This is a genomic window from Pseudomonas sp. B21-048 (assembly GCF_024748615.1).
In the GTDB taxonomy this organism is placed as follows: domain Bacteria; phylum Pseudomonadota; class Gammaproteobacteria; order Pseudomonadales; family Pseudomonadaceae; genus Aquipseudomonas.
The window spans coordinates 578,795-595,751 of the sequence record NZ_CP087168.1 but is presented as its reverse complement, the minus strand read 5'-3'; the positions used below and the strand labels follow the sequence as shown (position 1 = coordinate 595,751).

Sequence of the window (16,957 nt, the reverse complement as noted above, 5' to 3'; positions counted from 1 at the left end):
TTCAACGGCTTTCAACCAGCTACTCCCACGTTATTCACAGCCAGCTCCACAGCAAACGGGGACAACTCAAAACCGTGACAAAACAGCAATTTGCAGCGGCTTTATGTCGCGCTTTGAAAGGTCTTGAATATTGTTTTCCACAATTTCCCTTTACCTCAAAGCACCATCCTGTGTAGGAGGATTCTGGCGCACGCATAAAAAACGCCCTGACGTTGAAGTACGTCAGGGCGCTTTTTGGGCTCTTCGGTTTAGTGGCCGCCGAGGTAGGCGTTACGCACCTCATCGTTCACCAGCAGCTCCTTGCCAGTACCGCTGAGGCGAATCTCGCCGTTGACCATTACGTACGCCCGGTCCGACAGCCTGAGGGCGTGGTTGGCGTTCTGCTCCACCAGGAAGATGGTCATGCCGGTGCTGGCCAGTTCCCGCAGGGTCGCGAAGATCTGTTTCACCACAATCGGCGCCAACCCCAGGCTCGGCTCATCGAGCAACAACAGCTTTGGCCGACTCATGAGCGCCCGGGCGATGGCGAGCATTTGTTGCTCTCCGCCGGACATGGTCATGGCGCGCTGGGTACGCCGTTCTTCGAGCCGTGGAAACAACTCGAACATGCGCTGCATGTCTTCCTTGGCGTACTTGTCACCGATTGGAATCGTACCCATCAACAGGTTTTCCTCGACGGTCATGTCAGGGAACACCCGCCGACCTTCCGGCGATTGAGCGATACCGTTGGACGCGATGTAGTGGGACGACTTGTGGGTGATATCCACACCCTGATAGATGATTTGCCCGTCAGCGGCCCGCGGCTGACCGAAGATCGACATCAGCAGGGTCGATTTGCCGGCGCCGTTGGAGCCGATCAGGCTGACGGTTTCACCTTCATTGATATGCAACGAGACTTTCTTCAGGGCCTGAATCGGCCCGTAGAACACGTCCAGATCCTTGAGTTCGAGGATGGGTGCACTCATGCCACTTCCTCTTCTTCTGCGCCCAGGTAGGCGGCAATCACTTTCGGATCGTGTCGAATCGCTTCAGGCCCGCCCTCGGCGATGACAACGCCATGGTCCAGCACCACGATGTGGTCGGAAATACTCATTACCATGCCCATGTCGTGTTCGATCAGCACCACGGTCAGATCGTGCTCGTCGCGCAGCAGCCGGATCATCGCGCTCAGCGCTTCGGTTTCCTGAGGATTGAGGCCGGCGGCCGGTTCGTCGAGGCAGATAATCTGTGGCCGGGTGCACATGGCCCGGGCGATCTCCAGACGGCGTTGCTGACCGTAGGACAGCTCACCGGCCAGGCGGTTGGCGCAGTCCACCAGGTTCACCACTTCCAGCCAATAGAATGCATGGTCCAGTGCATCGCTTTCGGCCTTGCGGTACCCCTTGGTATTGAGGATGCCGGCCAGCATGTTGCGGTTGACCCACATGTGCTGAGCCACCAGCAGGTTTTCCAGCACCGACATTTCCTTGAACAGGCGAATGTTCTGGAAAGTCCGCGCCAGGCCGGCACGGTTGATCAGGTGCGTGCCACCGAACATCTTGTAACGGAGCCGGTTGACGAAGTTCTTCGGCGAAACGAAATCGATGGCCTTGAACGGTTCACCGAGCATTTTGATGACATCGGTTTTCACCCCACGGGCATTGAGTTCGATATGCCCGCCGGACGCTTTATAGAACCCGGTCAGGCAGTTGAACACCGTGGTCTTGCCGGCGCCGTTAGGGCCGATCAACGCAAAGATCGAGTTGCGTTTGACTTGCAGGCTGACGTTACTCAGGGCTTTGATGCCCCCGAAGTGCATCATCAGATTTTCGACCGAGAGAACGATTTCTTCGCTCATGGCGCCACTCCTTTACGTGGGGTCACACCGGTGCGGCTGATCCGGATCAGGCCACGCGGTCGCCAGATCATCATCAACACCATCAGGATGCCGAACAGCAGCACGCGATATTCAGCGAAGCCACGCAGCAATTCCGGGGCGACGGTCAGCACGAACGCCGCAATCACCACGCCGATGGTCGAGCCCATGCCGCCGAGCACCACGATGGCGAGGATTAGGGCCGATTCGAAGAAGGTGAAAGAGGTCGGGTTGACGAAGCCCTGATAGGTCGCGAAGAACACACCGGCCAGACCGGCAGTCGATGCGCCGATGGTGAACGCCGACAGCTTGACCAGTACGTGGTTCAGGCCCATGGAACGGCAGGCGATTTCGTCTTCACGCAAGGCTTCCCACGCGCGACCGACCGGCATGCGGGTCAAGCGGTGCTTGATGTACAGCACGGCCAGAACCACCAGGAACAACACCGCGTATATGAAGTAGTACTTCACGTCCGGGTTATAGGCGATGCCGAAGAACTCATGGAACGGGACACCCCCCTCCTTCGCTCTTTTACCGAACTCGAGACCGAAGAACGTCGGCAACGGAGCCGCCATACCATTCGGGCCGCCAGTCAGGGACAGCCAGTTATTGAGGATCAACCGGATGATTTCACCGAACCCCAAGGTCACGATCGCCAGGTAGTCACCGTGCAGGCGCAGCACCGGGAAACCGAGGATGCAACCGGCTAACCCGGCCGTGATTGCCGCCAGCGGCAGTACCGTCCAGAAACCCAACCCCAGGTATTGATAACCGAGCGCCAGGCCGTAGGCACCAATGGCGTAGAACGCCACGTAACCCAGGTCGAGCAGGCCGGCCAGACCGACCACGATGTTCAGCCCCAGGCCCAGCAGCACGTAGATCAGCCCGAGGATGACCACGCCCAGCAGGTAGGAGTTGGAGAAAAACGGGAACACCACGGCGATAACGATCATCACCGGGATGATCCAGCGCAAGCGGGATTTGTAATCAGGCGGCAGTACATGAACCCCGGAGCCGGTACTTTCAAAACCTTCAAGAATGCTCAGGCCCTTGGGGGTTTGCAGGAACAGGCTCAAGGCAAAGCGGCCGGCCATGACGATGGCGACAATCCATGCCACCCGGGTCGCTTCCAGATTAAAGCCGTAGCCGTCGAGGACTACGCCGACAATCGGGCCGAACACAATCAGGGCCACCAGGCCGGCAAGAATCGCGTCAACCAGGCTTCTTTTGAGATCAATGGTTTTTTTAGTGGTTGAAGACATCGCTTACACCTTCGACACAAGAGGACGGCCGAGCAGGCCTTGGGGCCGAAAGACCAGAACGAGAACGAGCAGCGAGAAGCTGAAAACGTCTTTGTAATCCGAGTTGACCAAGCCAGAGAACAGCGACTCGGAGATCCCGAGAATGATCCCGCCGAGCATCGCCCCAGGCAGCGAGCCGATCCCGCCAAGCACCGCAGCGGTGAACGCCTTGATGCCAATGATGAAGCCCGCGTAGAAGTCGAATGTGCCGTAGTTCATGGTGATCAGCACGCCAGCCAGGGCTGCCATCGCGGCACCGATGATGAACACGTAGGAAATGACGCGATCGGTGTTGATCCCCAGGATCGAGGCCATCTTGCGGTCTTGCTGGGTGGCGCGGCACATACGGCCGAGCTTGGTGTACTTGATGACGTAGGTCAGCAGGGCCATCCCGACAAACGCTGCGATCAGAATGAAGATTTTGGTGTAGGTAAGCTGGACGAAGCCGGTCCCGACTTCAACTCGCCATGCACCGGTTAGCAGTGTCGGTACCCCCTGTTGACGGGCCCCTTGGGAAATTTGTGCATAGTTTTGCAGGATCAGCGAAATACCGATGGCGCTGATCAGCGGTGCCAATCGGGTGGAGTTGCGCAGCGGTTTGTAGGCGACGCGCTCGATGACCCAGCCATACACCGCCGTGACGATGATGGTGAAGACCAGTGTGCCAAGCATCAGCAGGGGGAAGGATTCAATACCGAAGTATGCCAGCAGAGCCAGACTGATTGCCGCGAGGTAAGCGGAAATCATGTAAACCTCGCCGTGGGCGAAGTTGATCATGCCGATGATGCCATAGACCATTGTGTAGCCGATGGCGATCAGGCCATAGACCGACCCGAGGGTCAGGCCGTTGACCAGTTGCTGCAGGAAAATACCATCCATAACGCAATCTCACGCATTTGAGAGACTGCACAAACCCGGGGCGCCGGACCGGGTTCAGCCGCCGACGCAACACGTTTGTGTGCAGCTCTACGAGAAAAGACAGGTACTGCACGGACATGTTCTTTGATTGCCCGGAGCACGAGGCGCCGGGCAATCAGCAAGTCATATCACTTCTGTGTTTCCAGCTGGTGGTATTTGCCGTCCTTGTCCCACTTGTAAACCACGTAGTCTGAGACTTTCAGGTCGCCCTTGGCATCCCAAGACTTCTCGCCCATCACCGTTTTGACAGTGTGCGATTTCAGCCATTTTGCGGCGTCTTCACCCTTGTTGGACTTGGCGCCGTTGAAGGCAGCCGCCAGCGTCTGGACCGACGCATAGGCATACAGGGTGTAACCTTCAGGCTCGGTGCCTTTCTTACGGAACTCGTCCACTACGGTCTTGCTCTCTGGGAGCATGCGTGGGTCGGCACCAAAGGTCATCAGCACGCCGTCAACGAATTGCGGACCACCAGCGGTGGTCACCAGTTCATCGGTCACGATGCCGTCGTCGGACATGAACTTGACGTCTTTGAGACCTTGCTCACGCAGTTGACGAACCAGAGGACCGGCTTCCGGATGCAGACCACCGAAGTAAACGACGTCGGCGCCGGCGCCGCGGATTTTGGTGACGATGGTGCTGAAATCTTTTTCACCACGGGTCAGGCCTTCATACAGCACCGGCTTCACGCCGCGTTTTTCCAGCTGGGCCTTGGTAGCATCTGCCAGACCTTGGCCGTAGGTGTCTTTGTCGTGCAAAACCACCACTTTCTTGCCCTTGAGCACGTCGACGATGTAGTCGCCGGCCACGATGCCTTGCTGGTCGTCACGCCCGCACATACGGAACATCGCACTCAAGCCGCGCTCGGTAACAGCCGGGTTGGTGGAACCTGGAGTAATCGCGATGATGCCCGCTTCGTCGTAGATCTCGGAGGCCGGAATGGTCGACGAGGAGCAGAAGTGGCCGACTACGCCAGCGACTTTCTGGTTGGTCAGGTCCTTGGCGACCGTCACAGCCTGCTTCGGTTCGCAGGCGTCATCGCCTTTGACCAGCACGATTTTTTCCCCGTTGATACCGCCTGCGGCGTTGACCGCATCAGCCGCTGCCTGCGCCCCCTTCATGTACTGCTCGCCAAATGCGGCATTGGCGCCTGTCATCGGCCCCGCCACACCAATTTTCACATCAGCCTGTGCAAACGCAGAAATACCCAACGCCGTTGCCACTGCGAGGGCCAGAAAGCCTTTCTTGTAAAACGTCTGGGACATGAGGTGGTACTCCTAGGTTTTTTTTAGTTGGCACTGCGACTTCACTGAAAAAACTCTTCACCGAAAAGCTCAGAGCAAGGGCCGTGCCATCGGTTTTTTATTCTGGGAAAAGTCGCTGCCTTATTGTTATTTCGACTGTTTCTGGCCCATTTTCATTGGGCGTGCAACCGTCTAAACCGCTGGAGGTGAAACCATTTATTTCTAAAGGCGCAACCCGCACGCGCCATCATTGCAACCGCAGCGCCAAACGATGTGCAACCAGCCTGTAACAGCCCGCGTCACCGAACTGCACACCGCTGGTGCGGGGACTGCTACAACCCGCACCATTACAGGCTAGCCGCTTCGCTGAAAAGCGCCGCTTCCAGCAACATATTTCAACAATCAGATCACGATCCGGAGGCACTGGCCCGCGTGATACAAGGAAAAACCAGCCTCGTACAGACAGCTTCGCAGCCCCCCACCTGCCAATGGCTGCATAGGGGCGAAGGGAATTGGCAGGGCCTGAGGATTTCCGTTACACAAATAATCGGCAAAGGCTTTACCGACCACTGTACCGGTGGTCACGCCTCGACCGTTGTAACCGGTGACGGCCACCAGACCCGGCGCTGGTTCAAACAGGCGCATCAAATGATCGGGAGTGAAGGCAATACAACCGGTCCAGGTGCACTCCCACTCCACCGGTTTCAGGTACGGAAAGTAATGCTGCTGAACCCGGTCGGCCCAGGCTTTCAGGAACCAGGTCGGTTTCTGGTTGCCATTACCCAGACTGCCGAGCAACAAGCGCCCTTCGGCATCGCGACGAATGCTGCTTAGCACCTGCCGGGTGTCCCAGGAACCCTGGCCACCGGGCAGAATCTGCTGCGCGGCGTCTTCGGTCAGCGGCACCGAAGCCACTTGATAGTAATAACCGGGGAAAAAGTTGCGTCGCAGCTCCGTCCAGTCGCCTTCGGTATAAGCATTGGAGGCGATGACCACCTGCTCGGCCAACACCGAACCCTGGGCGGTCTGCACCGACCAGCGCTGGCCCTGACGCTCGAGTCGGGTCACCGGGGAATGATCGAACAGCTGACCGCCGAGGCTGATGGCCGCGTTGGCCAGCCCCGTGGTATAGGCCATCGGGTTGATCGTGCCAGCACGCCGATCGAGCAACGCGGCGGCGATCTTTTTGGTGCCCGTGGCTTGTTCGCAGGCTTGACCGGTCAACAACTCGACCGGTGCCCCACGACGCTTCCACTGTTCTTCACGACTGCGCAGATCCGCCTCGCCACGCGCGTTGTGCGCCATGTGCAGCGTGCCTTCGCGGCGTAATTGGCAATCGATGTTGTATTTGTCGACCAGGCTGAACACCAGCGACGGCGCCGCACCCAGCATGCGATTGAGCTGACTGCCGACTGCCTCGCCAAACCCGGCTTCGATTTCATCCGGTGGAATCCACATCCCGGCGTTGACCAGCCCGACGTTACGCCCCGAACCGCCATGCCCGGCGCGATGCGCTTCCAGCACACAGACACTTTTGCCTTGTTCCAGCAGATGCACCGCCGCCGACAGACCGGTGAAACCGGCACCGATGACGCAGACATCCACCGTCACCTCGCCCTTGAGCGCCGTATTGTCAGGCCTTTGCGGCGTCAATTTTTCCCACAGACACTCTTCGCGTAACGGCATTGCCAGACTCCAATCCGAAACCTAACAAACAAAAAAGCTTCGCTGGCAAGCCAACTCCTACACGGGTCATGTGCCGCAACACAAATCCTGTAGGAGCTGGCTTGCCAGCGATGGGGCCCATCAGTCGAACGTAATGCCCTGAGCCAACGGCAACTCCAGCGAATAGTTCACGGTATTGGTCTGACGGCGCATGTACCCACGCCACGCATCCGACCCGGATTCACGACCACCGCCCGTTTCCTTCTCGCCGCCAAATGCGCCACCAATCTCCGCGCCGCTCGGGCCGATGTTGACGTTGGCGATGCCGCAATCGCTGCCCACCGCCGACATGAACCGCTCGGCTTCACGCACGTCGGTGGTGAAGATGCATGACGACAGGCCTTGTGGCACGGCGTTGTTCAGGCGCAGCGCCTCTTCGAAATCGTTGTAACCGATCACGTACAGAATCGGCGCGAAGGTTTCGTCGCGCACCACATCACTCTGCTCCGGCATTTCGACAATGGCGGGCGAAACGTAGTACGCATTGGGGAATTTGTCTTCCAGCTGACGCTTGCCGCCGAACACCCGGCCGCCTTCGCTCAAGGCCTGTTCAAGCGCGTCCTGCATGTTTTCGAAGCTGTGTTTGTCGATCAGCGGCCCGATCAAATTGCCTTCCAGCGGATGGCCGATGCGCACCTTGGAGTAAGCGGCTTTGAGGCGGGTGACGATTTCTTCTTTCACCGATTCGTGGGCGATCAGACGACGCAACGTGGTGCAACGCTGGCCGGCGGTGCCGACGGCGCTGAACAGGATTGCCCGTACGGCCATGTCCAGATCGGCGCTTGGGCCGAGGATCATCGCGTTGTTGCCGCCCAGCTCGAGAATGCTGCGGGCAAAACGCGCGGCGATTTTCGGCGCCACTTCGCGGCCCATGCGGGTGCTGCCAGTGGCGCTGACCAGCGCGACACGCGGGTCATCGACCAGCGCTTCGCCAGCATCGCGACCACCGATGATCACTTGGCTCAGGTGCGGCGGGGCATCGCTGAAATTCTTCAAGACGCGGTCGAACAACGCCTGACAGGCCAACGCGGTCAGCGGGGTTTTCTCCGACGGTTTCCAGATCACCGGGTTACCGCAGACCAGCGCCAGCGTCGCGTTCCAGGCCCAAACGGCGACCGGGAAGTTGAACGCACTGATCACGCCAACGACGCCCAGTGGGTGCCAGGTTTCGCGCATGTGGTGGCCAGGACGCTCGGAGGCGATGGTCAAACCGTATAGCTGACGGGACAGACCGACGGCGAAGTCGCAAATGTCGATCATTTCCTGAACTTCACCCAAACCTTCCTGAGTGATCTTGCCGGCCTCCCAGGACACCAGTTCACCGAGATCAGCCTTGTACTCGCGCAGGATGTCACCCAGTTGGCGCACCAATTCGCCACGGCGCGGCGCCGGAACCTTGCGCCACAGTTCGAACGCATGATCTGCGCGACTGATGTGCTGCTCGACTTCAGCGGCGCCTTCCCAGTTCACGGCAGCGATACGGCTGCCGTCGATAGGCGAATGCACCGGCACTTTGCCGTTCTGATACAGGGCCGGGTTCACACCAAGACGATCAAGCAATGCGGCAACCATGGGTCACTCCTCAAGCAAAAAACAGAAAACGTGCAGCCGGATTTATTCGGCTGATCAGACCTGTAGTTTTAGCTCCCCGGAGGTTACCCAACAAACGACCTTTAAGAGAGATATCATTCCGTTTATTCATGCTGCGAATCTGCCGGTAAAAAAGAGCATAGAGAAACAAGAAAAAGGACCACCCATGCTGAATAAACGCTACTTGCCGTCGATCACCGCGTTGCAGTGCTTCGAGGCCGTGACCCGGCATTTGAGCTTCACCCGTGCCGCCGAAGAGTTGAACCTGACGCAGAGCGCCGTGAGCAAACAGGTCGCGCAACTCGAAGAGTTGCTGCAACACCTGTTGTTCCGCCGGGTGCGCCGACGCCTGCAAATGACCCCCGCCGGCGATTTGTACCTGGTGGAAGTGCGAAAAATCCTCACCCAAGTCGAAATGTCGACTCATTACCTGCGCTCCTACGGCGGTGAAACCGAAGTCTTGCGAGTTTCGACGCCTCCGACTTTCGGTGCGCGCTGGCTGGTGCCACGCTTGAAAGGCTGGCGCCTGCGCCATCCGTCGATCCATCTGGACCTGTGCAGCGAACAGGAAGCCGACGATCTGCTGCAGGGTCGCAGCGACCTGGCGTTCTATTTTGGCCAGGGCTCACGGCCCGGCACCGAATGCCTGAAGCTGTTTGGCGAGGAGCTGGTGCCGGTCTGCGCACCGGGCAGCCTGCCAGACACGCCGTTCACTGATCCGACGCAACTCACCGACCTGGTCCTGCTGCAAAACGCCTCCCGGCCCCAGGCCTGGCACGACTGGTTCGACAGTCAGGGCTACCACACCGAACACAGCTACCACGGCCCGCGCTTTGAAACTTTTTACATGTGCATTCGCGCCGCGCAGGTCGGCTGCGGCGTCGCACTGTTGCCACGGTTTCTGGTGGAAGAGGAATTGGCCGATGGCAAACTGGTCATTCCCTGGCAGCATGCAATGCCCAGCACCGACGCCTATTACCTGGCGTATCCGGAGCATTCGGCGGAAGTGCCCAAGGTGCGGGATTTTGTGAAGTGGATGCTGGAGCAGATTGACAATCTCCCCTAGCTGGCAGGAGCTGGTAGGAGCTGTCGAGTGAAACGAGGCTGCGATCTTTTGATCTTATTCCTTGAAAGCAAAATCAAAAGATCGCAGCCTCGTTTCACTCGACAGCTCCTACACGGTGTTTCCTTCACGCAATAACAAAGAGGCCATCAACGACTTTGGCTTGAGTGAGGCGCCCGCGCAGATCATTATCGATGGCAGGATCATCCGTGCTGTATAGCCGCACCTTGCGATACGCATCGATTCGATTGATCTCCTGACCGAGATATTCCCAAACAACACGCGAACACGCGGGAGTGCGATGGTCAGCTGCGGAAACGCCCATCTTCAAGCCATTGAGCCGAGTAATGCAGCTTTTGAAGCTAGGAATAAGGATGGTTTGACTGACTTCGTTGGAGGTCAGCGATTCGTAATCAATGAGAAACAAGCGATCCTGTAAGTAGTAGGCTAACCCCACATACCGATACTGCTCATACTCCCCTTCCGCGCCGGCTATTTGTAGGCGCTCATTTCGTTCGTACACGAAGTGCTGGCCCTCTTCATACACATACACCAGAGCACAAATAATAGAGCCAGGATCCGTCATCGCGTGGTAATACTCATAGTAGTAACCCGTGTAGGCTTTTATTTGCAAAGAAGACTGTTGCCGAAGGTGTTCAAGTATTCGTTCCGGCGCCGACACCTCGCGAGAAGGGTTTATTCGCGCCGCCTTGCCACCAACAAGGTTGACAAACTGATCTGTCGGCAGACCTATTTCAAACTCTTCAACTCCAAAAAAATCACAAATACGCTTTAGGTTAAAAGCAGTGGGGACGCTACTTCCACACAGGTATTTATTAAATTGCCCGCGATTAATCCGAAGTTTCCTACAGACTTCAGCGACAGATCGGTAGTGACTACACAGCAGCCTTAAGTTAGCAGGAAGAAAATCACGCATGCAAGCCTTCACAGTAGTGCCAGAAGGCTCAAATATAGCAGCAGCTCGCATCACTTTTAACCAACTTGCGAAATTGTGCTCAACGATAAATGACCGGATATTACGGCTCCTGAAAGCCTTCAGGACGCGCTACACCATCAATCCGCCAGCACTCTAAATAGCAAGGAGCTTTGAATGCTTGACCTCATCAACGACTTTCTCTCCGGTAAGGTTTTGATACCTTTAGTTCTTGGACTGGGAAGCTACTTCACAATCCGGTCAAGATTTGTCCAGTTTCGATACTTCGTCCATATGGTCTCGGTATTACGCGGCAGTTGGAATACCAGTCATCACCACTTGAGCTCATTGCAGGCATTGACGCTCAGCCTTGCCGGTCGCGTGGGAACCGGCAATATCGTTGGCGTCGGCATTGCCGTGAGCATGGGCGGACCCGGTGCAGTGTTCTGGATGTGGATGACCGCTCTATTGGGGATGTCGAGTAGCTTTTTCGAATGCGCACTCGGTCAACTCTACAAGCGCTGCGATGCAAACGGTCAATATCGTGGGGGGCCGTCCTGGTACATCCAGCATGGCCTGGGCAAACGCTGGCTCGGAACGATTGCTGCTCTCCTGCTTTTGGTGACCTTCGGATTTGCTATCAATGGCCTTGAGTCTCATGCCGTATCGCATTCTCTCAACAATGCCTTTGGTTTATCGACGACAGGGTCCGGACTCACGCTGTCTCTGTTGCTTGGCATAGTGTTCGTGGGCGGTATAAAGCGCATCGCGGCGGTCGCTGATTTATTGGTTCCCCTTAAAGTTGTTGCCTATGTCGGCGTAACGCTTTACGTGATCGTATTGCAAATTGACCAGGTCCCCGGAGTGCTGCTCAGCATTGTCAAAAGCGCGTTCGGACTGGATCAGGCTTTTGGCGGGCTGGTGGGCAGTGCAATCATTATGGGAGTGAGGCGCGGAGTGTTCTCCAATGAAGCAGGACTGGGCAGTGCGCCTAACGTCGCCTCTGCGGCAAAAATCGCCCATCCGATAGCACAAGGCGTGGTGCAAGCGTTCAGTGTCTTCATCGATACCATTATTATTTGCACGTGTACCGCGTTGATCATTTTGCTTTCCGGTTTTTATGCTCCCGGCTTCGAAGGCGACGGTATTGCGTTGGCGCAAAACTCGCTGGCTGAGGTAGTAGGCGATTGGGGTCGGATGTTTATCAGCGTGGTACTTGCCCTGTTTGTGTTCACGGCAATGCTCTACAACTACTACCTGGGAGAAAACAGTTTACGTTTCATCTTCGCAGCGCCCCATAAATCATTAATTGCGTACCGCATATCCGTATTGATGCTGGTTTTTTGGGGTTCGGTTGAAGACCTTTCCACGGTGCTCGCGTTTGCCGACATCACCATGACATTTTTGGCCTTGGTCAACCTTATTGCGATGACACTGCTATTTAAAGTCTGTATGCGAATCCTGGGCGACTATGATGAACAACGTCGCGCAGGAACAAAAACCCCGGTTTTTGACTCAAGCAAATTCAGCGATCTGGATCTCGATTTGATGGCTTGGCCCGCGATAACGAATCCTCTCTTGCCGAATAAACCTGTTTGTGCGGATCGGTCCGCAGCTAAAGCTCAGATCGCATAAAATTCAATGAGCGCTGAGCCAGCGCACTTATGCGGTGGCTCAGCAGACAAGCAATATCCAGGCAATATCAACACCGACAAAAAAAAACAATTACTCGCGCCCTCACACCCCAAGCGCGCTCAAGGAGTTCGTCTGTGAATCGCTATCAGCCTCTTAAATCCAACGCATCGAACATTCCAACTTTTTATATAGACTCGCACGTAGCACCTCACCTGTTATTTGAAGATGCCTGCTTCAGAATACGCGCTGCCACGAGCCTTTTAGAGACGCTGACCTCTGTAACCGTTAAACAGACCAATGATACTGATTTTTTCCGCCTGATACTTCCAGCCTATTTATTGCTACAGGACGGTGTCGACGTGCTGGACCAAATAACATTTAAAGGATTGTAAATCATGGCCAAATCAGCGACCCATGAAATGATAAAAGCAGCAATGATCAAGGCCATTGAAACAGGGCTTATTCCTCGTCACTTCCACCTTGATGGCTATGTAAGAAGTTGGGAAAGCCTGGCGCTCGTCATCCAGGCAGCGCTTGAGGCAACAGCGGATAATTGAGTAACCAAAGGTGTTTGCATTTGAAGGTGCCAGCAACATGTGATTATTCCATCATGAACACAAAAAAAGCTGGCAATCCTCACCACTGATATGCGCCACTAGCCCCATTCATTGAAACTGCTGCAACGTCGCTGCCACGGGCCGCGGCCCGCCTGGAGAACCCCGTTATGAGCGAGAGCGTGTTTGCCGATCGCATCGTGCAGAACCTGCTCGACACCGACTTCTACAAACTGACGATGATGCAGGCTGTGCTGCACAACTACCCGAACGTGGAAGTCGAATGGGAGTTTCGTTGCCGTAACAGTGAGGATCTGCGCCCATACCTGGCGGAGATTCGCTTCCAGATCGAGCGTCTGGCCGAATTGAGTCTGAGCGCCGATCAGTTGAGTTTCCTGGAGCGCATCAGCTTTCTGAAACCGGATTTCCTGCGCTTTCTCGGGCTGTTCCGCTTCAACCTGCGTTACATCCACACCGGCATTGAAAACGGCGAGTTGTTCATCCGTCTGCGCGGGCCGTGGCTGCACGTGATTCTGTTCGAAGTGCCGCTACTGGCGCTCGTCAGCGAAGTGCGTAACCGCTATCGCTACCGGGAAATCGTTCTGGAACAGGCTCGCGAGCAGCTCTATCGCAAGTTCGACTGGCTGACCGCCAATGCCAGCGCGGACGAATTGTCCGAGTTGCAGGTAGCCGATTTCGGCACCCGCCGTCGCTTCTCGTACCGTGTACAGGAAGAAGTGGTGAACGTGCTCAAGCATGACTTCCCCGGTCGCTTCGTCGGTACCAGCAACGTGCACCTGTCCCGGGAGCTGGACATGAAGCCGCTGGGCACCATGGCCCACGAATGGATCATGGCCCACCAGCAACTCGGTCCGCGGCTGATCGACAGCCAGATTGCCGCCCTCGACTGCTGGGTCCGCGAATACCGGGGTTTGCTGGGTATCGCCCTGACCGATTGCATCACCTCCGATGCCTTCCTCAACGATTTCGACCTGTTCTTTGCCAAGCTCTTCGACGGCTTACGCCACGATTCCGGTGACCCGGTGCAGTGGGCGGAAAAAGCCATTGCCCACTATCACAAGCTTGGCATCGATCCGATGAGCAAGACCCTGGTGTTTTCCGACAGCCTGACGCTACCCAAGTCTCTGGAGATTTTTCGGGCATTGCGCGGTCGGATCAATGTCAGCTTTGGCATCGGCACCAACCTGACGTGCGATATTCCGGGTGTCGAACCGATGAGCATCGTGCTTAAAATGACGGCCTGCAACGGCCAGCCAGTGGCCAAGATTTCTGATGAGCCTGGCAAGACTCACTGCAAAGACCCGAATTTCGTTGCCTATTTGCGACATGTTTTCCAAGTACCTGCCGCCATTTCCAGCCCATCTAGCAAGGAGTGAATTCATGCAAGCCGTACAGCGTGAGATTGCTGAACAGCTCAAGGTCCAACCGCCCTTCGCGGACCAACTCGCCCTCGAGGCAGAAATCGTCCGGCGGATTACCTTCATTCAGGACTGCCTGGTCAATGCCGGGCTCAAGACGCTGGTGCTGGGCATCAGCGGCGGCGTCGATTCCCTGACCGCTGGCCTGCTGGCCCAGCGTGCCATGCGTGAACTGCGCGAGCGCACTGGTGACAGCAGTTACAAATTTATTGCCGTGCGCCTGCCCTATGGTGTCCAGTTCGACGAACACGACGCTCAAGCCTCGATGGACTTCATTACACCGGATGAACGTCACACCGTGAACATCGGCCCGGCGGTCAAATCCCTGGCCAGCGAAGTGGCGGCCTTTGAAGGTAAAGAGGCGCTGCAGAAGGATTTCGTGTTGGGCAACACCAAAGCGCGGATGCGCATGGTCGCGCAATACACCATCGCTGGCGCGGCTCATGGTCTGGTGATCGGCACCGATCATGCGGCAGAAGCGGTGATGGGTTTCTTCACCAAGTTCGGTGACGGCGCCTGCGACCTCGCACCGCTGAGCGGCCTGGTGAAAAATCAGGTCCGGGCGATTGCCCGCAACTTCGGCGCGCCGGAGTCACTGGTGGAAAAAATTCCGACCGCCGACCTTGAGGATCTGTCGCCGGGTAAACCGGACGAAGCGTCCCACGGCGTGACCTACGCCGAGATCGACGCCTTCCTGCACGGCGAACCGGTGCGTGAGGAAGCGTTCAAGATCATCTGCGACACGTACAAAAAGACCCATCACAAGCGCGTGATGCCGTTCGCGCCGTGAGGCCCCTGCCTATATAGAAACCTGTAGGAGCTGTCGAGTGAAACGAGGCTGCGATCTTTTGATCTTGTTTTAAGATCTCAATCAAAAGATCGCAGCCTCGTTTCACTCGACAGCTCCTACAAGGATTCGGGTTGACCGAAAAAATGAGTAAAAAAAAGCGTCCCTAGCGGACGCTTTTTTATGCGCTTGATTCGATTACTTCAGAGTAACCGTACCTTTCATCATCGAGATGTGGCCCGGGAACGAGCAGAAGAAACCGTACTTTTCAGCAGCATTGAGCTTCGACACGTCGAAAGTCACCGAGTCGGTTTCCTTGGCGCCGATGATTTTGGTGTGAGCAATGATGCGGGCATCACCTTCTTTCAGATAGTTCTTATCGATACCTGCCGCCAGGCCGTCGGTGGCGATCGGCTGCATGTCGGCTTCTTTGCTCAGCACCCAGTTATGACCCATGACGTTTTTTGGCAGGCTGCCAGAATGTTTCAGTTCCACAGTGAACGTCTTGCAGCTCTTGTCGATGGTGATGTCCTTGGTATCGAAGGACATCTGGTCAGTGGAGTCGACAGTGACCTTGCACTCCGCAGCCATCAATTGGCTGCTGGCCAGTGTCAGCAGGGATACCGCAACAAGTTTGGCAAACATGGTGAATCTCCAAGGCAGGGTTAGCAAACGTTCTAATGGACAGAAGACTGCCTGAAATCTTCGCAAGTTCCTATGACCTGAATCAAAAATTGTATACAACTTTCGGGCTATGACACTCATCGAAACAATCTACCAGCCAGACGTCTGGCACGGCCCTATCATCAGGGCCGTCATCTCTCATCCGGAGCGTCTGTTATGTCTTTCAACAGTTTATTGAGCAGTTTGCTTGCCGCTTATGCCTGCGGCGCCAGCGGTACCTGTGAAACACCTGAATACGAGGTTTAAACCCTTGGAACGATGCAAGCCTGCCTTTACTCTGTGGCCCTGATGACCATGGAGTAAGGCATGTCTTTAGCGTCCGTTTGTGTATTTTGCGGTGCCGGCGCTGGCACTAACCCGGCTTATCGTGAAGCGGCTGTCGCCCTTGGGCGAGCATTGGCCGAGCGCAAGCTGACTCTGGTCTATGGCGGCGGCGCCGTCGGGCTGATGGGGATCGTTGCCGATGCCGCGCTGGCGGCCGGCGGTGAAGTGATCGGGATCATCCCGCAGAGCCTCAAAGACAAGGAAATCGGCCACAGCGGCCTGACTCGCCTGGAAGTGGTCGACGGCATGCATGCGCGCAAGGCGCGAATGGCCGAGCTCAGCGATGCCTTCATCGCTCTGCCCGGCGGTCTGGGCACACTGGAAGAGCTGTTCGAAGTCTGGACCTGGGGCCAGCTCGGCTATCACGGCAAACCGCTGGGTTTGCTGGAAGTGAACGGTTTCTACAGCAAGTTGACGTCTTTTCTTGATCATATCGTCGGCGAAGGCTTCGTTCGCGAAGCGCACCGTGACATGCTGCAAATGAGCGAATCGCCGCAAACCCTGCTCGACGCACTGGACGCCTGGCAACCCTCGGTACCGCCAAAATGGACCGAGCAAAAACCCAGCTAACGGCTCGGCATCGATACAGGGCAGAATATGCGCCGCTCAACCTCACCTTCGACCCCAGAGGATCGCCCATGGCTAAACCTAATTATTCCTTCGCCAAACGTCAGAGAGACTTGGCCAAGGAGCAGAAGAAAGAGGAAAAGCTTCAGCGCAAGAAAGCTACAGCTGAAGAAGAAGCAGCACTGAACCCGGATACCGAAGGCGAAGTGGCTACAGACGAAACGCAAGCACCGAAAGATCAGGCGCCCGACGCCTGAGACCCTCAGGGCCCGATGATCTGATCAGGCCCACCGGATCTGTGTCCAGGGTCAGCAACGATGTTGCTGACCCTCACAGGCCA

17 protein-coding genes are annotated in these 16,957 nt (G+C 56.5%); 8 read left to right on the top strand and 9 right to left on the bottom strand.

Translation table 11 applies throughout. From position 1 onward, the window contains the following. Window positions 1-248 precede the first annotated feature (248 nt). The 7 genes from LOY56_RS02655 to LOY56_RS02625 all read right to left on the bottom strand — a co-directional run bounded on the left by LOY56_RS02655 (window position 249) and on the right by LOY56_RS02625 (window position 8,612). Window positions 249-965 carry an ABC transporter ATP-binding protein gene (locus LOY56_RS02655; RefSeq protein WP_258619515.1) on the bottom strand — a complete coding sequence of 239 codons (717 nt, stop codon included), beginning with the start codon at window positions 963-965 and terminating at the stop codon, window positions 249-251. Then, window positions 962-1,837 carry an ABC transporter ATP-binding protein gene (locus LOY56_RS02650; protein WP_258619513.1) on the bottom strand — a complete coding sequence of 292 codons (876 nt, stop codon included), beginning with the start codon at window positions 1,835-1,837 and terminating at the stop codon, window positions 962-964. The genes LOY56_RS02655 and LOY56_RS02650 overlap by 4 nt, the downstream gene beginning before the upstream one ends. Continuing rightward, entirely contained in the window at window positions 1,834-3,117 is a 1,284-nt protein-coding gene (gene livM, locus LOY56_RS02645) for a high-affinity branched-chain amino acid ABC transporter permease LivM (RefSeq protein WP_258619508.1), read from the bottom strand. The genes LOY56_RS02650 and livM overlap by 4 nt, the downstream gene beginning before the upstream one ends. A gap of 3 nt (window positions 3,118-3,120) precedes the next feature. After that, complete coding sequence (locus tag LOY56_RS02640) at window positions 3,121-4,035, bottom strand: ABC transporter permease subunit (protein ID WP_030128310.1); 915 nt, start codon at window positions 4,033-4,035, stop codon at window positions 3,121-3,123. Between the two features lie 167 nt (window positions 4,036-4,202). Next, window positions 4,203-5,336, bottom strand: coding sequence for an ABC transporter substrate-binding protein (locus tag LOY56_RS02635; RefSeq protein ID WP_258619506.1), 1,134 nt, complete (start codon window positions 5,334-5,336; stop codon window positions 4,203-4,205). 381 nt (window positions 5,337-5,717) lie between these two features. Then, window positions 5,718-7,001 carry an FAD-binding oxidoreductase gene (locus LOY56_RS02630; RefSeq protein WP_258619504.1) on the bottom strand — a complete coding sequence of 428 codons (1,284 nt, stop codon included), beginning with the start codon at window positions 6,999-7,001 and terminating at the stop codon, window positions 5,718-5,720. A gap of 120 nt (window positions 7,002-7,121) precedes the next feature. Continuing rightward, window positions 7,122-8,612, bottom strand: coding sequence for an aldehyde dehydrogenase family protein (locus LOY56_RS02625; RefSeq protein WP_258619502.1), 1,491 nt, complete (start codon window positions 8,610-8,612; stop codon window positions 7,122-7,124). A gap of 184 nt (window positions 8,613-8,796) precedes the next feature. Here LOY56_RS02625 and LOY56_RS02620 point away from each other — a divergent pair, with 184 nt between their 5' ends. Beyond that, window positions 8,797-9,696, top strand: coding sequence for a LysR family transcriptional regulator (locus LOY56_RS02620; RefSeq protein ID WP_258619501.1), 900 nt, complete (start codon window positions 8,797-8,799; stop codon window positions 9,694-9,696). Between the two features lie 124 nt (window positions 9,697-9,820). Here the strand turns inward: LOY56_RS02620 and LOY56_RS02615 are convergent, their stop codons facing one another. Beyond that, the gene (locus LOY56_RS02615; RefSeq protein ID WP_258619499.1) at window positions 9,821-10,630 is read right to left on the bottom strand and encodes a helix-turn-helix transcriptional regulator; all 810 of its coding nucleotides are present in this window, start codon (window positions 10,628-10,630) and stop codon (window positions 9,821-9,823) included. Window positions 10,631-10,804: 174 nt separating this feature from the next. Between LOY56_RS02615 and LOY56_RS02610 the strand changes: the two genes are divergently transcribed. From LOY56_RS02610 to nadE, 5 genes are all read left to right on the top strand, one after another. Next, window positions 10,805-12,262: a sodium:alanine symporter family protein gene (locus LOY56_RS02610; RefSeq protein WP_258619497.1), complete on the top strand. Its 1,458-nt coding sequence runs from the start codon at window positions 10,805-10,807 to the stop codon at window positions 12,260-12,262. Between the two features lie 134 nt (window positions 12,263-12,396). After that, complete coding sequence (locus LOY56_RS02605; protein WP_258619495.1) at window positions 12,397-12,654, top strand: hypothetical protein; 258 nt, start codon at window positions 12,397-12,399, stop codon at window positions 12,652-12,654. A gap of 3 nt (window positions 12,655-12,657) precedes the next feature. After that, complete coding sequence (locus LOY56_RS02600) at window positions 12,658-12,819, top strand: hypothetical protein (RefSeq protein WP_258619493.1); 162 nt, start codon at window positions 12,658-12,660, stop codon at window positions 12,817-12,819. 167 nt (window positions 12,820-12,986) lie between these two features. Continuing rightward, window positions 12,987-14,213: a nicotinate phosphoribosyltransferase gene (pncB, locus tag LOY56_RS02595; RefSeq protein ID WP_048396150.1), complete on the top strand. Its 1,227-nt coding sequence runs from the start codon at window positions 12,987-12,989 to the stop codon at window positions 14,211-14,213. A gap of 4 nt (window positions 14,214-14,217) precedes the next feature. Further along, on the top strand, window positions 14,218-15,045 hold the full coding sequence (nadE, locus tag LOY56_RS02590) for an ammonia-dependent NAD(+) synthetase (RefSeq protein WP_258619489.1): 828 nt from the start codon (window positions 14,218-14,220) through the stop codon (window positions 15,043-15,045). Window positions 15,046-15,240: 195 nt separating this feature from the next. On the opposite strand, the gene azu is transcribed toward nadE, so the two are convergent. Further along, entirely contained in the window at window positions 15,241-15,687 is a 447-nt protein-coding gene (gene azu, locus LOY56_RS02585; RefSeq protein ID WP_258619472.1) for an azurin, read from the bottom strand. 345 nt (window positions 15,688-16,032) lie between these two features. On the opposite strand from azu, the gene LOY56_RS02580 reads away from it, so the two are divergent. Next, a complete protein-coding gene (locus LOY56_RS02580; RefSeq protein WP_258619469.1) occupies window positions 16,033-16,620 on the top strand; it encodes a TIGR00730 family Rossman fold protein in 588 nt (195 codons plus the stop codon). Between the two features lie 68 nt (window positions 16,621-16,688). Continuing rightward, entirely contained in the window at window positions 16,689-16,874 is a 186-nt protein-coding gene (locus LOY56_RS02575; protein ID WP_258619464.1) for a hypothetical protein, read from the top strand. Window positions 16,875-16,957 lie beyond the last annotated feature (83 nt).